This window comes from Corynebacterium sp. KPL1814 (assembly GCF_000478175.1).
Taxonomy (GTDB): domain Bacteria; phylum Actinomycetota; class Actinomycetes; order Mycobacteriales; family Mycobacteriaceae; genus Corynebacterium.
The window spans coordinates 633247-651301 of sequence record NZ_KI515774.1; the positions used below are offsets into that span (position 1 = coordinate 633247).

General features: G+C 59.0%; 14 protein-coding genes and 1 pseudogene. 11 read left to right on the forward strand and 4 right to left on the reverse strand.

Translation table 11 applies throughout. The annotated features are described in order from the left end of the window. Positions 1-4 precede the first annotated feature (4 nt). The 4 genes and pseudogenes from HMPREF1257_RS02975 to HMPREF1257_RS02990 form a co-directional block, all read right to left on the reverse strand. Entirely contained in the window at positions 5-1414 is a 1410-nt protein-coding gene (locus tag HMPREF1257_RS02975) for an L-serine ammonia-lyase (RefSeq protein WP_023022562.1), read from the reverse strand. 168 nt (positions 1415-1582) lie between these two features. Then, positions 1583-2250: pseudogene (locus HMPREF1257_RS02980) on the reverse strand (FMN reductase). 3 nt (positions 2251-2253) lie between these two features. Then, complete coding sequence (locus HMPREF1257_RS02985) at positions 2254-3366, reverse strand: LLM class flavin-dependent oxidoreductase (RefSeq protein ID WP_023022558.1); 1113 nt, start codon at positions 3364-3366, stop codon at positions 2254-2256. A gap of 106 nt (positions 3367-3472) precedes the next feature. Beyond that, on the reverse strand, positions 3473-4354 hold the full coding sequence (locus HMPREF1257_RS02990; protein ID WP_034659217.1) for a neutral zinc metallopeptidase: 882 nt from the start codon (positions 4352-4354) through the stop codon (positions 3473-3475). Between the two features lie 242 nt (positions 4355-4596). Between HMPREF1257_RS02990 and aspS the strand changes: the two genes are divergently transcribed. The 11 genes from aspS to aroB all read left to right on the forward strand — a co-directional run bounded on the left by aspS (position 4597) and on the right by aroB (position 18053). Continuing rightward, positions 4597-6423, forward strand: coding sequence for an aspartate--tRNA ligase (gene aspS / locus HMPREF1257_RS02995; protein ID WP_023022554.1), 1827 nt, complete (start codon positions 4597-4599; stop codon positions 6421-6423). A 125-nt stretch (positions 6424-6548) separates the two neighbouring features. After that, positions 6549-7763, forward strand: coding sequence for a phosphotransferase family protein (locus tag HMPREF1257_RS03000; RefSeq protein ID WP_023022552.1), 1215 nt, complete (start codon positions 6549-6551; stop codon positions 7761-7763). A 31-nt stretch (positions 7764-7794) separates the two neighbouring features. Next, on the forward strand, positions 7795-9180 hold the full coding sequence (locus HMPREF1257_RS03005; RefSeq protein ID WP_023022550.1) for a replication-associated recombination protein A: 1386 nt from the start codon (positions 7795-7797) through the stop codon (positions 9178-9180). 127 nt (positions 9181-9307) lie between these two features. Beyond that, positions 9308-11992: an alanine--tRNA ligase gene (gene alaS, locus HMPREF1257_RS03010; protein WP_023022547.1), complete on the forward strand. Its 2685-nt coding sequence runs from the start codon at positions 9308-9310 to the stop codon at positions 11990-11992. 9 nt (positions 11993-12001) lie between these two features. Continuing rightward, positions 12002-12553: a Holliday junction resolvase RuvX gene (ruvX, locus tag HMPREF1257_RS03015; protein WP_023022545.1), complete on the forward strand. Its 552-nt coding sequence runs from the start codon at positions 12002-12004 to the stop codon at positions 12551-12553. A gap of 37 nt (positions 12554-12590) precedes the next feature. Then, positions 12591-13784 carry an endolytic transglycosylase MltG gene (gene mltG, locus HMPREF1257_RS03020; protein WP_034659142.1) on the forward strand — a complete coding sequence of 398 codons (1194 nt, stop codon included), beginning with the start codon at positions 12591-12593 and terminating at the stop codon, positions 13782-13784. Between the two features lie 36 nt (positions 13785-13820). Beyond that, positions 13821-14639, forward strand: coding sequence for a shikimate dehydrogenase (locus HMPREF1257_RS03025; RefSeq protein ID WP_023022541.1), 819 nt, complete (start codon positions 13821-13823; stop codon positions 14637-14639). A 71-nt stretch (positions 14640-14710) separates the two neighbouring features. Then, a complete protein-coding gene (locus tag HMPREF1257_RS03030) occupies positions 14711-15151 on the forward strand; it encodes an A24 family peptidase (RefSeq protein ID WP_023022539.1) in 441 nt (146 codons plus the stop codon). Positions 15152-15172: 21 nt separating this feature from the next. Further along, positions 15173-16384 (forward strand): chorismate synthase, encoded by a 1212-nt coding sequence (gene aroC / locus HMPREF1257_RS03035; RefSeq protein WP_023022537.1) that lies wholly within the window; start codon positions 15173-15175, stop codon positions 16382-16384. After that, entirely contained in the window at positions 16385-16924 is a 540-nt protein-coding gene (locus tag HMPREF1257_RS03040) for a shikimate kinase (RefSeq protein ID WP_084529573.1), read from the forward strand. 58 nt (positions 16925-16982) lie between these two features. After that, positions 16983-18053 carry a 3-dehydroquinate synthase gene (gene aroB / locus HMPREF1257_RS03045; protein WP_023022532.1) on the forward strand — a complete coding sequence of 357 codons (1071 nt, stop codon included), beginning with the start codon at positions 16983-16985 and terminating at the stop codon, positions 18051-18053. Positions 18054-18055: the final 2 nt, after the last annotated feature.

Here is an 18055-nt window from a genome sequence, read left to right on the forward strand (position 1 = left end):
CTTCTTAGCACTCCACCTGGGAGACGCTAAAGCCCATCGTCTTGGCCAAGCCGCCGAGGGAGGTCTCCTTGTACTTGGAGAGCATATCGCGGCCCGTATCTGCCATGGTTTGTACTGCGTTATCGAGGGTGACGTGGTGGGTGCCTTCGCCCATCATTGCCATGCGAGCGGCGTTAATGGATTTCACTGCGCCGATGGCATTGCGCTCGATACAAGGGATCTGCACCAGGCCGCCTACCGGGTCACAGGTAAGGCCGAGATTGTGCTCAAGGGCGATCTCTGCGGCATTTTCTACCTGGGCAGGCGTAGCGCCGAGGAGTGCTGCCATTCCTGCAGCGGACATGGATGAGGCGGAGCCGACTTCGCCCTGGCAGCCGACCTCGGCGCCGGAAATGGAGGCATTCTGTTTGATGATCATGCCGATTGCCCCGGCGGTGAGCAGGTATCGGCGTGCGGATTCTCGGCAGAAGTCACCATGGAAATCACGCGCATAATGCAGCACGGCAGGAATAATGCCGCAGGCGCCGTTGGTGGGCGCGGTAATAACGCGGCCGCCCGCAGCGTTTTGCTCGTTGACCGCTAAGGCGAAGAGGTTGACCCATTCCATGGCGGAAAAACCGGAGTGTGGGTCATTTTTCTGCTCGAGCAGCTGCGCATACATCTTGGGAGCGCGCCGCGGCACGCGGAGGCCACCGGGCAGCAGCCCCTTGGTGGAAATGCCATCGGTCACGCATTCGCGCATGATGTCCCATACGAGGTCCAAGTGGCGCAAAACGTAATCCGCGCCTCCCTCATCCTTGTGGAGTACTTCCTCATTGGCGAGGACAATTTCCCAAATATCTTTGTCGTTGGCCTCGCAGAGATTGAGCAACTCTTCGCCGGTGGTGAACTTGTAAGGCACGGTGTCTTCTACGGTTGCTGCGGCAACGCCGGCGGGCACTTCGTGGCTATCGGCTACCTCTGCATCTAGCTCTTTGCGGGAGAGGATGAAGCCCCCGCCGACGGAGAAGTACTGTTCATCTTCAGCAAGGGTGTTGCCATCTGCGTCCCAGGCCTGGAAGATCATGCCATTGGGGTGCTGGGGCAGTGGCTCGTTCTCAAAGGAAATTTCGTAGTCGACGGTGCCAGAAGGGCCAGAAATGGTGCCTTCGCTGGGGATTATGCCGCCGGCTTGTGGCTCGGCATCGATGGGAACGGTCAGCGGCTCCCAGCCGGCGAGTCCCAGAATGACGGCGCGGTCGGATGCGTGGCCACGCCCCGTGGCGGCAAGCGAACCGCGCAGCTCCGCGGATACGCGGGCGGGGTGGGTATCGAGGGATTCTAGAAATTGCTTCGCGGCGCGCATTGGTCCCACCGTGTGCGAAGAGGATGGACCGATGCCGATGGCGAAAATGTCAGTAACGCTAATAGTCATGGTGAAAGCCTTAAGAAACCTTTCTTCGTTGCAAGAGAGTTAACAGTCCAAGAGCATGAAAAAGAGATTTTCTCAGGCGCGGGGATTCAGGTCGAACATTCTAAAATTCAAGCGTAGAGAAATATGTGAGATGTATCAATTTTAGAATATGCGACAGGTATTGTGGCGCTAGTGCTTTCCGTCGTATTGGGACAAAATCTGCTCAAACGGCAGGAATTCCTCGTCCGTTCCGATTCCAGTAGGGCGGGAATGGGGGCCGGGCTTGGGGGCATCGGCAAGCCCGGCGACCCGATCCGTGGGGCGGATCATCTGATCCGCAAGCTGCGTGGCGGCACGCTCGATACGGCTGCGAATGCGCGTGCCCTCGGCGGTCCCCAGATCCTCAGTTGCCTGAAAATGCCGGTCGGAACGACGTGGGCGTGCAGGTAATTCAACAGGGGGCGCAGCGCATAGTCCAAGATGAGCGCGTGGCGCGGTGAACCGCCCGTAGCGGCCACGATAGTGGGCAGCTCCTCCAAGGCGTGCGCATCTAGGACATCAAAAAACATTTTGAACAGCCCGGAATAGCTGCCTTGGAAGGCAGGCGTGACGGCAATAAAGCCATCGGCCGTAGAAAGCAGCTCTTTTGCTTCATCCAATTGGGGCGTCGGGGCCGCCCAATTAGTCATGGCCGTGGCCAACTCAGAAGCAAGGGTGCGCACCTCAATGATGTGGGTGGTCACGCCTTCTCCGCGCGCGGAAATCTTTGCTTCGGTAGCTTCTGCAATAGTCTCGGCCAATTGCCGGGTAGACGATGGTTCCGAGAGCCCGGCCGTGAGGACAACCAAAGATCGCATTGCTTAGTCCTCCTTTCCAGGGCTTACGCGAAAGTGTGGGGAATCTGGGTGTTGCTTGAGCGTGGCATGCGTCGGTGGATCTGAGGGTACATGGTCTGGTCGTCGCTGCTCAAAGCGCCGTCGGAGCTCCGGGACGACTTGCGTGCCAAGAATTTCTATCTGCTTGAGCACTACTTCTTGCGGCAAGCCCGCGTGATCAACGAGGAAAAGCTGGCGTTGGTAATCGCCCACATAGTCCGCAAATTTCAGGGTGCGCTCAATAACCTGCTCCGCAGTGCCCACGGTCAGCGGGGTGTAATCAGTAAATTCCTCCAGGCTCGGTCCGTGCCCGTACACGGGGGCGTTATCGAAGTACGGGCGGAAGAACTTCTTTGCTTCCTCTTCAGTATCGCCAATAAATACCTGGCCGCCGAGCCCCACGATGGCTTGGTCGGCTTGGCCGTGGCCATAGGATGCAAAGCGGCGTCGATACATATTGACCATCTTGGCCGTGTGTTCTTGATTCCAGAAAATATTATTGTGGAAGAACCCGTCGCCGTAATAGGCGGCTTGTTCGGCAATCTGCGTAGAGCGAATGGAACCGTGCCATACGAACGGCGGGACGCCATCAAGGGGAGCCGGGGTAGAGGTAAACGCCTGCAACGGAGTGCGGAATTTGCCCTCCCAGTTGACGCTATTTTCCCGCCACAGGCGGCGCAGCAGGTGGTAATTTTCCACGGCCAACGGGATGCCTTGGCGGATATCTTTGCCAAACCACGGGTAGACGGGGCCAGTGTTGCCGCGCCCCATCATCAGGTCCACGCGGCCGCCGGAGAGGTGCTGTAAAAAAGCGTAATCTTCCGCGATCTTTACCGGATCATTGGTGGTAATCAGCGTCGTGGAGGTAGAAAGCTGCAAGCGCTCGGTCTGCGCTGCGATATAGGCTAGATGGGTTGTCGGAGAAGACGGAACGAAGGGCGGATTGTGGTGCTCGCCGGTGGCGAAGACATCGAGGCCTACTTCTTCTGCCTTGAGCGCGATTTCCGTAATATTGCGGATTCGCTCCGCCTCAGACGGGGATTCGCCCGTCGTTGGATCGGTGGTGACGTCTCCAACCGTAAAAATGCCAAATTGCATGATATCCCTTTCTACCCTTGTTGCGTACCTAAAATCATTGTACGTGACATGTCAACAACAAGGAAGGGGGGAGATTATTCCCAGCGGGGTAAAGAAGGGCCGGGAGTTACCTATAGACCCCGCGCCCCAAGGTGTCGCACTCAGCCATCCGGCCAGAATTATAACCAGCAAGGAAAGCCTGCTGGCGTTGCTCAGAAGACCCGTGCGTCCACGCATCGGGCTGAACCTGTCCGGTGGAACGGCGCTGAATATTATCGTCACCCACAGCCTGCGCCGCGGTGACCGCATCCGCAACTTGCTGTTGGGAAATCGGCTCAAGCAGAGCATCCTCGCCCTTATCCGCGTGAGAGGCCCAAATCCCCGCGTAGCAATCTGCCTGGAGCTCGATCTTTACCGCGTTTGAATCCGCGCCGGGGTCGTTATAGTCAGAAAGCTGCAGCGTGCCCTCGAGCTGCTGAATGTGGTGGCCAAACTCGTGGGCGACGATGTACATCTGCGCGAACGGGGCATTGTGTGCACCATAGTTGCTCAGCGAATCGAAAAACGTGGTGTCAAAATACGCCGACTGGTCGGCGGGGCAATAAAACGGGCCAGTGGCTGAAGACGCAGTGCCGCAACCGGAATTGGTGGAGCCATTGGAAATAACCCGGCCAGGGTTGGTGTATTCGATGCCGGCTTGCTCGGGCAGCTCGGCGGTCCACACATTGTCCACGCTCATAGCGGTAAACATGACTCGGCAGTCATCGTATTTATTGCCGTCTTCTGCCGTTTGACAGTGATCGAAGGCAGAATCATCGGCGCCAGATTGGGTGCCGGATTGTGACTGCTCATTGCCTAGCAGGGCACCAATATCGGAGGGGTTTCCTCCCAATAAGAGGTAGAGCCCTACAAGCACGACGGAGCCGACGCCGCCGCCTATCGCGAGGCCACCGCCACCGCCGGAGGTTGCGCGCTGGCCATCAAAATCGGCACCAGATTTAAATGTCATGTCTAAATAGTGCCACACCTTTTCAGCGTCGTCAGTGCGCAGTGGGTACATCCTTTCCCGGGGGCGGGCGGCGGCGCTGGGGTCGTGACAGTGTGCTGTGGGTTAATTGGGCTTAATAGGAGCGGAAGTAGCAGTGGGATGTAGAATTGGCCAAGTTCCTAGTCTTGTGCTTGGTTGGGCGCGCGCTGTTTACGCGTGGCTGGACCCGCAAGTAACTCCATTTCAGAAGGGATTGAATTATAGTGCTGCGTACCCATTTGGCCGGTGAGCTCCGCAAAGAACTGGCAGAAGAGACCGTAACCCTAACCGGTTGGGTGTCTCGTCGCCGTGACCACGGCGGCGTCATCTTCATTGACCTGCGCGATCGTTCCGGTATTGCCCAGGTAGTCTTCCGTGAATCCGATGTGGCCGAGCGCGCCCACGACCTGCGTTCGGAATACTGCGTCAAGGTAACCGGCGTAGTGGAACCGCGCCCAGAAGGCTCCGAAAACCCGAACCTGCCTTCCGGAGACATCGAGGTCAACGTCACCGACCTGGAGGTGCTCAACAAATCCGCAGCGCTGCCCTTCCAGGTAGATGATCCTTCCGCCTCTGGCGAGGTAGGCGAGGAAACCCGCCTGAAGTACCGCTACTTGGATCTGCGCCGCGAGCGCCAGGCAAAGGCACTGCGCCTGCGCTCCGCTGCCAACCGCGCGGCCCGTAACGTGCTGGATAAGCACGATTTCGCCGAAATCGAAACCCCCACCTTGACCCGCTCTACCCCAGAGGGCGCGCGCGACTTTTTGGTGCCTGCCCGCCTGAAGCCAGGCTCCTGGTACGCGCTGCCGCAGTCGCCGCAGCTATTCAAGCAGCTGCTGATGGTAGCTGGCATGGAGCGCTATTACCAGATCGCGCGGTGCTACCGCGATGAGGACTTCCGCGCCGACCGCCAGCCGGAATTTACCCAGCTGGACGTGGAGATGTCCTTCGTGGATCAAGACGATGTCATTGCGCTTGGTGAAGAGATTGTCAAGGAGCTGTGGAAGCTCATCGGCTACGACATTCAGACCCCAATCCCGCGCATGACCTATGCCGATGCTATGAAGTACTACGGCTCCGATAAGCCGGACCTGCGTTTCGACATCAAGATTGTCGAGTGCACGGAGTTCTTCAAGGACACCACCTTCCGCGTATTCCAGAACGAATACGTCGGTGCCGTAGTCATGGACGGCGGTGCATCGCAGCCGCGCCGCCAGTTCGATGCATGGCAGGACTGGGCCAAGCAGCGCGGTGCCAAGGGCCTTGCCTATATTACCGTCGCAGAAGACGGCACCCTGGGTGGGCCAGTGGCCAAGAACATCACCGACGCAGAGCGCGAGGGCATCGCCGAGCACGTTGGTGCAAAGCCCGGTGACGCCATCTTCTTCGCTGCCGGAGATACCAAGTCTTCCCGCGCGCTGCTGGGTGCGGCCCGCGGTGAAATCGCCAAGAAGCTCGACCTCATCAAGGAAGGCGACTGGGCCTTTACCTGGGTCGTTGACGCCCCGCTCTTTGAGCCTTCTGCCGACGCCACCGCTTCCGGCGACGTGGCCTTGGGCCACTCCAAGTGGACCGCGGTGCACCACGCCTTCACCTCGCCGAAGCCGGAGTGGATCGATTCCTTCGATGAGAACCCGGGCGAGGCCACGGCGTACGCCTACGACATCGTGTGCAACGGCAACGAGATCGGCGGCGGTTCCATCCGTATCCACCAAGAAGACGTCCAAAAGCGCGTCTTCGAGGTGATGGGCATCGGCGATGAGGAAGCGCAGGAGAAGTTCGGCTTCTTGCTTGACGCCTTCTCTTACGGCGCACCTCCACACGGCGGCATCGCCTTTGGCTGGGACCGCATCGTGTCCCTTTTGGGCGGCTTTGACTCCATCCGCGACGTTATTGCCTTCCCGAAGTCCGGTGGCGGCGTGGATCCGCTAACCGATGCCCCCGCGCCCATCCCTGCCGCACAGCGCAAGGAAACCGGCGTGGACTTTAAGCCGGAGAAGAAGGGAAGCGGCGAAGAGGAAAAGGCTGCGAACAGGGGGCAGGAGAACTAGTTCCTTAGGCTCGCTATCACGACACCATTTTCAGGTTAAGCGGGGCGTGCGCCTTCGCCGCAGCGGAAATTTGTGCGGCAAGGGTGTAGCCCCGCTTTGTGGTGGAGGGCATACTGGATAGAACTATGGTTGATACACAGACAGTGCTTTCGACCGATGAGGTCATTAGTGCCGCATCGGAAATGTTGTCGCGCCGCTTTGGTGGCACGCCAGAAATGTCGGACGTTGAGGATTTAGGCGGGTCCGGCAATGCCTTAGTTCTGCGCGCGAAGGTTGCCCCTAGCGCCTTTTTGCCGCATCGCTCTGTGGTTATCAAATACAATCCAGTAACCGGCTACGGCGTTGATGACGCAGCGATGCTGCGGGAGGTCGTGGCCTACCAATTCACCACCGCCTTAGCTGAAGACGTGCGCCCTGGACCCGTGCTGCTCGCACACGATTTAGACCGGCGCATCATCGTGTTGACGGATTTGGGCGAGGCCGAAACGCTCGCGGATGTGCTTTTAGAATCCTCCGATGAGGATCGCATTCGGATCCTGCGCTCTTTGGGCACGGCATTGGGGCATATTCACGTAGGAACCGCAGATCATGAGCAGGATTTCGAGACCCTACTCAACCGCACCTTGCGGCATAACCCGGAATATGCGGACCACCAATCCGTGCGCGATCAATCCTTGTATCGCTCCATCGACATTGGGCTCAACCTGCTTGATGAGGCGGGACTCAAAGCCCCGGATAGTTTCCGAAGCTTGGCCGATCAAGCCGCTGAATCCCTCGCCTCCGGCAAGGATAGGGCCTTTACTCCCTTCGATCTATCGCCGGATAACATCATCGTTTCCAAGCGCCTGCACTTCTTGGACTATGAATGGGCCGGCTTCCGGAACGTGGGCTTTGACGTCGCCTGCGTTATCGCGGGCTTCCCGCAGTTCCTGTTTTCTAAGCCAATTACGGATAAGGAAGCAGATATATTCCTCGCCGCATGGTCGCGCGAGGTATCTGAGGTGTGGCCGCGCTTTGCCGATGAAGACGAACTGCACGGGCTTATCGTCGCTTCCCTCATCGGCTGGGCCTTGTCGAGCGTGACCACGATGCACGCCGGGGGAATTGAGGGATTGGTTGCCCTTGCTAGCGGCGACGCGGAGATTGTCCATGACCCAAAGCGTTCGATCCTGCGCTCGCCGGAAAGCGGGCCTTTTAATGAGGACGAACTTTTGGTGCGCCAAGACCTCTATGAAACCTTCGACGCGCTCGCGCGCTACGCCGCCCAGTGCGGAACCGCACCATGTACGGCAATCGCGGAATTTGGCACCATCGTTGCCCGCCGCGTCCACGACGACTAATCACTACACCTTTCTGGGGAGCTAAAACCACATGAGCCAGGATTCTCTCTTCGGCGCCTCTCCCAATGCCGGCGGCACTATGGGAGGCGATGGCTCGTCATCGTCTTTTCCCACGGCCAATCTCTTTGCCACGCACTCCGGCTCGCCCTTGGCCGCCCGCATGCGCCCACAAACCCTAGAAGAGGTTGTGGGGCAAGACCACCTTCTTGCCCCGGGCAAGCCGCTGCGCCGCCTAGTCGAAGGCTCCGGCGAAGCCTCGGTCATTTTGTATGGTCCCCCTGGGACCGGCAAGACGACGATTGCCTCGCTCATCGCGAGCCAGATGGGCCAAAACTTTGTTGGTCTCTCCGCCCTCGATTCAGGGGTGAAGCAGGTGCGCGAAGTCATTACCCATGCCCGGCAGGAACTCATCCACGGCCGCAGGACAGTGCTTTTTATCGATGAGGTTCACCGCTTCTCCAAAACCCAGCAGGACGCCTTGCTGGCAGCGGTGGAAAACCGGACGGTTCTGCTCGTTGCGGCGACGACCGAAAACCCATCCTTTTCGGTCGTCTCGCCGCTTCTTTCCCGCTCGCTGCTTTTGCAGCTGCACTCGCTGAGCGAGGAGGATCTTAAGGGCGTAGCCCGCCGCGCGTTAGACAGCGATCGGGGGCTAGGCGAGCGCGAGCTGACCATTACCGATGAGGCGCTCAATCAGCTCGTCGTGCTCTCTGGGGGCGATGCCCGGCGCAGCCTGACCTACCTCGAGGCGGCCGCGGAAGCAGTAGACGATGGCGGCGAAATCACCGCAACCACGATTACGGATAACGTGAATCGGGCGGTGGTGCGCTATGACCGCGACGGCGATCAGCACTACGACGTGACTTCTGCGTTCATCAAATCCATCCGCGGCTCCGATGTTGATGCCGCGCTGCACTACCTAGCGCGCATGGTGGAAGCCGGCGAGGATCCCCGGTTTATTGCCCGCCGCCTGATGGTTCACGCCTCAGAAGATATTGGCATGGCTGATCCCACCGCCTTGCAAGTCGCCGTCGCTGCCGCAGAGGCGGCGCAACTGATCGGCTTGCCGGAAGCGCGCATCCCACTGGCGCAGGCAACGATTCACTTGGCGACGGCGCCGAAATCGCCGTCCGTCATCGCTGCCATTACTAAGGCACAGGCCGACGTCGCCGCTGGCAAGGTCGGCCACGTGCCGCCGCACCTGCGCGATGGGCACTATGAGGGCGCCAAGCGGCTGGGAAATGCGACGGGGTATTCCTATCCCCACGATGACCCGCGCGGGGTAGTGGAGCAACAATACCTGCCCGATGAGCTCGAAGGCACCGTATATTATGAGCCCACGGAGCACGGCGCTGAAAAACGAATCTTTGACTATATTGGCCGTTTGCGCAGGATACTTCGCGGCAAGCGCCGCTAAGTTCTAGGCGGCATGGCCGCTTTTGGCCCCACCGATGGGCATAGCCTGCCTACCTGTAGGTAAAGTTGGGTGGGTTAGAAAGCTTCTTGATGGAAGATAAAAGCTTAGACAGTTAGGATTATTGCTCGTGAAGACTCATGAGATCCGGGAACGGTTTACCCAGCACTTCGTCAATTCTGGTCACGAGGTTGTCCCCAGCGCCTCTTTGATCCTGGATGACCCTAACCTGCTTTTCGTTAACGCGGGCATGGTGCCCTTCAAGCCCTATTTCTTGGGCCAGCAGACTCCACCATTTTCGCAAGGCCTTGCCACCTCTATCCAAAAGTGCGTGCGCACCTTGGATATCGAGGAGGTGGGCATTACCACCCGCCACAACACCTTCTTCCAAATGGCGGGCAACTTCTCCTTTGGTCAGTACTTCAAGGAAGGCGCCATTTCCAATGCATGGAACCTGCTGACCAAAGAAGTAGAAGACGGCGGGTTTGGCCTGGATCCGGAGCGCCTGTGGGTCACCGTGTACCTCGATGACGATGAGGCAGCGGAAATCTGGCGCGATAAGATCGGCGTGCCGGAAGAGCGCATCCAGCGCCTTGGCATGGAAGATAATTACTGGTCCATGGGCGTGCCGGGTCCGTGTGGCCCCTGCTCGGAAATCTATTACGATCGCGGCCCCGAATACGGCAAGGACGGCGGCCCGATTGCGGACGATAACCGCTACATGGAGATCTGGAACCTCGTGTTCATGCAAAATGAGCGCGGCGAGGGAACCGGAAAGGGCGATTTTGAGATAGTCGGCGAGCTGCCGAAGAAAAACATCGATACCGGCTTGGGCATCGAGCGCGTCGCCTGCCTCTTGCAGGGCGTAGACAACGTGTACGAGACCGACCTGTTGCGTCCGGTCATTGACGTCGCCGAGGAGCTTACCGGCGCCACCTACGGCGAGAAGGCAACGCAGCAGGATAATATCCGCTTCCGCGTGGTGGCTGACCACTCCCGCACCGGCATGATGCTCATTTTGGATGGTGTTACCCCAGGAAACGAGGGCAGGGGCTATATCCTGCGCCGCTTGTTGCGCCGCATCATTCGCTCCGCAAAGCTGCTCGGCGCCGAGGGTGCCACCATGGAGCGCTTCATGAATACGGTCATGGACACCATGACCCCGTCTTATCCCGAGATTGCGGATAACCGCGAGCGAATCTTGCGCGTGGCCATCAACGAGGAAAAGGCGTTTTTGAAGACGCTGGAGTCTGGCACCAAGCTTTTCGATGAAGCCGTGGAGGACCTGCGCTCCACCCACCGCGCCAAGACCCAAAAGGTGCTCTCCGGTGACAAGGCCTTCGAGCTGCACGATACCTACGGTTTCCCTATCGACCTCACCCTGGAAATGGCGCAAGAGGCCGGCCTCGACGTGGACATGGACGGCTTTAATGCCGCCATGGGCGAGCAGCGCCGCCGCGCCAAGGCCGATAACCAGGCCAAGAAGCACGGTCACACCGACCTCTCCTTGTACCGCGATTGGGTGGATAATAACCCCACCGTATTCACTGGCTATGAGGAACTGGTCTCGGGCGCGAACGTCATCGGCCTGGTCAAAGATGGTCAGAAGGTCAACGAGGTACACGAGGGCGATGAGGTTGAGGTCATCTTGGACCACTCGCCGCTCTACGCCGAGTCCGGTGGACAGATGGCTGACCGCGGCCGCATTTCCGCGGGCGAATCCCTCTTGGAGGTCAATGACGTCCAAAAGATTGGTAAGAAGCTGTGGGTACACAAGGCTTCCGTTACCGCCGGTGGGCTCGACCTTGGCATGTCCGTTGAGGCTTCCGTAGATGAGAAGTGGCGCCACGGTGCGACCCAGGCTCACTCGGCCACCCACCTCATCCACGCGGCCCTGCGTCAGGTGCTGGGACCCACGGCCGTGCAGGCGGGCTCCCTTAACCGCCCGGGCTACCTGCGCTTTGACTTCAACTACACCGAGCAGTTGAGCCAAGAGCAAATGGAAGAAATCGCCCTGATTACTAACCAGGCGATCGACTCCAATATGGCCGTCAACACCATCGAGACCTCGCTGGAGGAAGCCAAGGCAATGGGCGCCATGGCCCTGTTCGGTGAAAACTACGGTAACCAGGTGCGCGTGGTCGAAATCGGCGGACCATTTTCCATCGAGCTCTGCGGCGGCACCCACGTGGGTTCCTCGGCAGAGATTGGACCCGTGTCCGTGCTTGGCGAGTCCTCGGTGGGCTCCGGCGCCCGCCGTATCGAGGCCTACTCCGGCATGGATGCCTTCCGGTACTACTCCAAGGAAACCGCGCTGGTAGAGGGCGTTTCCCGCGAGCTAAAGGTGCAGTCTGAGGAACTCCCGGAGCGCATTTCGCAGCTTTCGGAGCGTCTCAAGGCCGCCGAAAAGGAAATTGAGGGTCTGCGCAAGGCGCAACTGACCGCGCGCGCCTCTGAAATCATCGACTCGGCTACCGAGGTCAATGGCATCAAGACCATTACGCTTCAGCTTCCCGATGGCACTTCTGGCGGCGACCTGCGCACCGTGGCCACCGATATCCGCAACCGGATGAAGGATACGGCCGCGGTCATCGTGCTTGGCGCGGTGGATAAGGGTAAGTTCCCGTTCATTGCCGCCGCTACGGGCAAGGCTGTGGACGAGGGCGTGAAAGCTGGGGACATCGTCAAGCGCCTCGGCGAATACGTCAACGGCCGCGGCGGCGGCAAGCCAGACATGGCGCAGGGCTCTGGTACCGCGTCGGAAGGTGCGCAGCGGGGCTTTGAGGCCGTCAAGGATCTGTTGCAGTCGCGATAAGGATTCATTGTGGCTAAGGTTGAACCAGATTCCCCCGGAGTGGATGACCCAGGCGAGGGCCGCCGGTTAGCACTCGACGTAGGAACAGTGCGAATTGGCGTCGCGGTATCCAACCGCGAGGCCACCCTCGCTACCCCTGTGGAAACCGTTCCCAGGAAGACCGGCTTCAAAGACCGCGATCAAGAAGACATTGATCGAATTCTCGAGCTTATTGAGGCATATTCCGCTGTAGAAGTCATTGTTGGTTTACCGCGTGATTTACACGGAAATGGGTCAAAAAGTGTAAAACACGCGAAAGAAATTGCGTTTCGGATTCGACGCCGCTTGAATCAAGATGAAAATATAGATAAAGTTCCACCACCAGTACGCTTGGCTGATGAACGTTTGACGACGGTAGCGGCAACCACCGCGCTGCGCGCGTCCGGCGTGTCCGAAAAGAAGGGCAGAAAAATCATTGACCAAGCTGCAGCGGTGGAAATACTACAGTCCTGGCTGGATGGGCGTGCTAACGCGCTCCGCTCGGATGATGCAGTAGCCCAGCCTTCAAACTCAGGAGACTAAACACGTGAGCCGTAACCAACAACGCCTCGGGCGATCGATGGATGATAAGTACGTCAAGCGGCGCCAGCGCGGCATCGCCGTGGTGGTCGCATCCGTCATCGTCATTCTAGGAGCTCTGATCTACATCGGAGTACGCATCGGCACTTCTTCGGCCGACTACGAAGGGGCCGGTAACGGCACCACGCAATTGGTGGAGGTCCCCGAAGGATCCTCCATGTCCGAGCTGGGACCCACGCTCGTGGAAAAGAATGTGGTCAAGACCCAAGAGGCATTTGACTCGGCGTCCTCGATGAACCACAGCGCCAGCCAGATTCAGCCTGGCTTCTACCGCCTGCAGGAAGAAATGAGTGCGGCGAATGCGGTTGAGGCATTGCTCGATGAAAATAATCGTGTGGACATGCTTGAGGTCCAAGGCGGTGCAACCCTGGAAGATGTGAAGGTCGTTGGCGGCGACGTGCGCTTCGGCATCTACTCCTTGATCTCCCAGGTCAGCTGCGATGACGGCAACTGCCTGGAGAAGGAAGAGCTGGAAAAGGCGGCGGCGGAAACCGATCCTAAGGAACTCGGAGCACCCGATTGGGCACTGGACGCTATCAAGAAGCGCGGCAATGACCCGAAGCGTATTGAGGGCCTGATTGCCCCTGGTCAGTACGTCTTGGACCCGAATATGAGCGCCAAGGATATCTTGAAGGACCTCATTACCCGCTCTGCCAAGCGCTATGAGGAAACCGATATCGAAAATCGCGCTAAGGCCATCGGCCTGTCGCCGTACGAGCTTTTGACCTCTGCCTCTTTGGTGGAACGTGAGGCGCCCGCCGGCGAATTCGACAAGGTTGCCCGCGTCATCCTAAACCGCTTGGACGAGCCGATGCGCCTGGAGTTCGACTCCACCGTTAACTACGGGCTGGAAGACGTTGAGCTTGCCACCACCGATGAGGCGCGTGGGGAGAAGACGCCGTGGAATACCTACGCCAAGGAAGGCCTGCCGGATACGCCGATTTCCTCGCCTTCTGATGAGGCAATCCGTGCCATGGAAGAACCTGCCGATGGTAACTGGAAGTTCTTCGTCACCGTGGATAAGGACGGAACCACCGTGTTCTCCGATACCTACGATGAGCACCTGGACCGCGTGGATGATGCCATCCGCTCCGGTGTCCTCGACTCGCAGCGCGAGGGTGAAGGGGCAGGTGCCGGCAACGGCGATGCCGCCTCGGATCAACCGGCTGAATAGGCCCTAGGCCGCAGCCAGAAAGGTAGAGACGTCCCCATGCCGCGCGCCGCAGTACTCGGTAGCCCCATTGCTCACTCCTTATCGCCTATCCTGCACAACGCAGGGTATGGTGCAGTGGGGCTCAAGGACTGGTCCTATACCCGCTTTGAGGTTACGGCCGATACCCTCGCCCCATTCCTAGAAGAATGCGGCCCCGAGTACCGCGGCTTTTCCGTGACCATGCCCGGTAAGTTCGCCGCGCTCAAGGTAGCGGAAGAACAAAGCGAGCGGGCACAGCTCATCGGTTCTGCTAATACCTTGGTTCGCACCCAGCACGGCTGGCGCGCGGACAATACCGATACCGAGGGCGTGCGCGGTGCCCTGCAAGAACTCATTGGGCTTCGACCCGTGTCTCAGGCGCTTATTATCGGCGCGGGGGGTACCTCTCGTCCGGCGCTGTGGGCTCTGGCGGAACGCGGGATCGATCAGGTCACCATCTTGAACCGTTCCAACCGCCAAGCGGAGCTCCAGCCCTTGGCCGAGCGGCTGGGACTCAATCTGCAGTACGCTACTTTTGACGATGACTTGGAGGACCTTTCTCGCTCCGCGGATTTGATTATTTCTACCGTTCCTTCGGCTGCGTTAGAGGAATATCGCTTCCAGCTTGCCCACGCACCAGTACTCGATGTGATTTATCATCCGTGGCCCACGACGCTCGCCGCCTGCGCGGCCGCGAATGGTTACTTCACCGTGGGTGGGCACGTCATGCTGGCGCATCAAGCATTTAGCCAATTCGAGCAATTCACCGGTCTTACCGCACCGCGCGAAGAGATGGTTGCGGCTTTGCAGGAAGAGCTTCGCCTCCGCAGTCTCTAATCTTTTTGGCAATACGCCCATGTGCGCCGCCTCGCTATGAAGAGCGACCTGCGGGGGCTTAGCCTTATGGCATGGGGATTTTCGGGGGAATAATTTATGGCTTGTGGGCGTGCGCGTTGTTCTGGTGGGACATCCGCGAGCGACGGTTGCCTGATGTGCTGACGATCCCTGTCGGGATTCTATCTGTCACTTTTGTCAATTGGGGCGGTCTATTGTGGCCGGTGCTGTATCTCCTGGTCGCGCTGCGGGGTGCTGGCATCGGCGGGGGAGATATTAAATTGGCCTTGCCGCTAGGAATGCTCGTTGGCGCTGTGGCAGGACCATTGGCCGTCCTCATCGCCTGTGGCGGCGCCGCCGTAATCACCTTGCTGGCAAGCGGTGTAGGGCGCGTCAAGGGCAGCGTGCCTCACGGTCCCTCGATGGTGGTATCCGCTGGGCTGGTCATGGTCTTACATACCCTCTTTGAGGGGGAGGCGAATATATTGGGGTGCCTAGTTGCTCCTTGTGGATAGGTGCCGTGCGATAATACCCGCATGCTTCGTTGGACTACCGCTGGTGAATCCCACGGCCAGGCACTGATCTCCATGTTGGAGCACATGCCGGCCGGAGTGCCCATTACCCGTGCTGATATTTCCCATCAGCTTGCACGGCGCCGCCTAGGGTACGGCCGCGGTGCGCGCATGAAGTTCGAAGCCGATGAGGTAACGCTGCTCGGCGGCGTCCGCCATGGGCTGACCATTGGTAGCCCCATTGCCATCATGATTGGCAATACTGAATGGCCGAAATGGACCACCGTCATGTCCGCAGATCCCATCGATATGGAGGATGAGGACGTAGCCAAGGCGATGAATTCGGGCCGGGGTGCACCCTTGCAGCGCCCGCGCCCAGGCCACGCCGATTTCGCGGGCATGGTGAAGTATAACCACAGCGAGGCCCGCCCCATCTTGGAGCGCTCTTCTGCCCGGGAAACCGCCGCACGTGTTGCCGCTGCGACTGTAGCGCGCAACTTCCTGCGGGAAACTGTGGGCGTTGAGGTTTTCTCCCACGTGATTTCCATTGGCGGATCGCAGCCCTATGCGGGTGCTTCCCCGAGCTTTGTGGATATCGAGGACATTGATAATTCTCCGGTGCGCGCCTTTGACAAGGACGCCGAATCCGCGATGATTTCAGAGATTGAAGCCGCAAAAAAACAGGGCGATACCTTAGGCGGCATCGTCGAGGTGATAGTCGATGGCCTACCGATTGGCCTGGGCTCACATATCTCCGGCGATGACCGCTTGGATGCACAGCTTGCCGGGGCTTTGATGGGCATTCAGGCCATCAAGGGCGTAGAAATCGGCGATGGCTTCGAAGAAGCGCGTCGACGCGGCTCCGAAGCCCACGATGAGATGGTCCGCACCGAAGATGGTATCACAAGGCTAAGCAACCGGGCCGGGGGCTTGGAAGGCGGCATGACTAATGGACAGCAATTGCGTGTCCGGGCCGCCATGAAACCGATTTCCACGGTGCCGCGCGCCTTGCACACGATTGACATGGAAACAGGTGCGGATGCAACCGCAATTCACCAGCGTTCAGATGTCTGCGCCGTGCCGGCCGCAGGAGTGGTGGCTGAAGCCATGGTCTCACTCGTGCTAGCGCGGGCAGTTTTAGATAAATTTGGCGGGGATAGCTTGAGCGAAACCACCCGCGCCATTGCTGCATATGAAGAATACGTATCGCAGCGTCTCGCCTTTAACCAGGAGTAAATGATGACAACCCCAACCGATGTAACGGGACAGCCACATCCTTGCGTCGTTTTGATTGGCCCGCCAGGTGCGGGAAAATCCACGATTGGCCGCCGGCTTTCGCATGCGCTGAATTGCGATCTGGTGGACTCGGATCACCTGATTGAAATGGCCGAGGGAAAACCCTGCGGTGAGGTCTTTAGTGAGAAAGGCGAACCAGCGTTTCGCGAGCTTGAGGCCGAACATGTCGCTGCAGCCCTGCAGAAGGGTGGGGTAATAAGCCTTGGTGGGGGCGCGGTGATGACGGCCTCCACGCGTGAGCTTTTGGAGCGCCACACCGTCGTATTCCTCGATATTTCCGCAGAAGAAGGCGCGCGCCGCACGGCCGGTGATCGCAACCGTCCGGTATTAGCGGCGGATAATCCGGTTGAACACTATCGTTCTATCGTGGAAACGCGCAGGCCCTTCTACCTGGAAGTCGCTGATTTCCGCGTGCGCACGGATACTCGCTCCCCGCAGCAGGTCGTGGGCGATATCCTGGGCTTTTTAGAAACCCTCTAGGCGGGTAATTAACCCCGCGCGATCCTGCAGGCTATCGCTCCGTAGAAAGGACAACCTCATGCCCACCATCGCCGTTAACGGACCGAGTCCCTATGAGGTCCGCATTGGGGCAGGCCTCAGCGAAGATATCGCACGGCGCTGCGCGGACACGGGCGCCGATAAGGCAGCGATCATCTTCCAGCCCGCCCTGCGCACCGCCGCAGAAGAACTTGCGGCAGCCGTAGAAGCACAGGGCGTCATCCCCGTCTTGTGCGAGGTACCGGACGCTGAGGCGGCCAAGCAGCTTAGCGTAGTGGGAGGCGTGTGGGATCGCCTTGGTGAGGCCGGCTTTAGCCGCAGCGATATTGTCATCGGTTTAGGCGGCGGGGCCACCACCGACATGGCAGGGTTTGTCGCTGCCGGATGGATGCGCGGAATTAAAGTGATTCAGGTTCCTACGACCCTGCTTGCCATGGTGGATGCCGCAGTGGGCGGGAAAACTGGAATCAATACTAAGGCTGGGAAGAATCTCGTCGGAGCCTTCCACGAGCCGGATTCTGTATTCGTCGATCTGGAACGCCTAGACACGCTGCCACAGGCGGAGATCGTGGCTGGTTCCGCTGAGATCATTAAGACTGGGTTCATTCATGATCCGCTCATTGTAGAGCGCTACGTGGAAAATCCAGATGCTTGCCTTGACCCACGCGGTGTCCTGCCCGAATTGATTGAGCGTTCCATCGCGGTGAAAGCTGCGGTGGTGGGAGAAGATCTCAAGGAAGCCGGGCTGCGCGAGACCCTCAATTATGGGCATACCTTTGGCCACGCGGTAGAAAGGCAAGAAAAGTATGTGTGGCGCCACGGCAATGCGGTAGCCGTAGGAATGATGTTTATTGCCCATCTTTCCCATCGCCGGGACCTGATAGATGCAGAACTGGTGGATTTGCACCGCAGCATCTTGCGCAATATCGGCCTGCCTACGACGTATCAGCCTGGCAAATTCGCGGAATTATATGAGGCGATGACCCATGATAAGAAAAATCGCGATGGGAAGATACGCTTCGTGGCTCTGACCGGAATCGGTGCGACGACGCGGATAGAGGGTCCTTCGCGCGAAGAATTAGAAGCGGCGTATGCCGCCATCACGGAGTAGAT

Excerpts from the sequence above, each read along its gene's own strand:
- HMPREF1257_RS02975 (WP_023022562.1), bottom strand. The coding sequence starts at position 1,414 with ATGACTATTAGCGTTACTGACATTTTCGCCATCGGCATCGGTCCATCC.
- HMPREF1257_RS02985 (WP_023022558.1), bottom strand. The coding sequence starts at position 3,366 with ATGCAATTTGGCATTTTTACGGTTGGAGACGTCACCACCGATCCAACG.
- HMPREF1257_RS02990 (WP_034659217.1), bottom strand. The coding sequence starts at position 4,354 with ATGACATTTAAATCTGGTGCCGATTTTGATGGCCAGCGCGCAACCTCC.
- HMPREF1257_RS03000 (WP_023022552.1), top strand. The coding sequence starts at position 6,549 with ATGGTTGATACACAGACAGTGCTTTCGACCGATGAGGTCATTAGTGCC.
- HMPREF1257_RS03005 (WP_023022550.1), top strand. The coding sequence starts at position 7,795 with ATGAGCCAGGATTCTCTCTTCGGCGCCTCTCCCAATGCCGGCGGCACT.
- mltG (WP_034659142.1), top strand. The coding sequence starts at position 12,591 with ATGGATGATAAGTACGTCAAGCGGCGCCAGCGCGGCATCGCCGTGGTG.
- HMPREF1257_RS03025 (WP_023022541.1), top strand. The coding sequence starts at position 13,821 with ATGCCGCGCGCCGCAGTACTCGGTAGCCCCATTGCTCACTCCTTATCG.
- HMPREF1257_RS03030 (WP_023022539.1), top strand. The coding sequence starts at position 14,711 with ATGGGGATTTTCGGGGGAATAATTTATGGCTTGTGGGCGTGCGCGTTG.
- aroC (WP_023022537.1), top strand. The coding sequence starts at position 15,173 with ATGCTTCGTTGGACTACCGCTGGTGAATCCCACGGCCAGGCACTGATC.
- HMPREF1257_RS03040 (WP_084529573.1), top strand. The coding sequence starts at position 16,385 with ATGATGACAACCCCAACCGATGTAACGGGACAGCCACATCCTTGCGTC.
- aroB (WP_023022532.1), top strand. The coding sequence starts at position 16,983 with ATGCCCACCATCGCCGTTAACGGACCGAGTCCCTATGAGGTCCGCATT.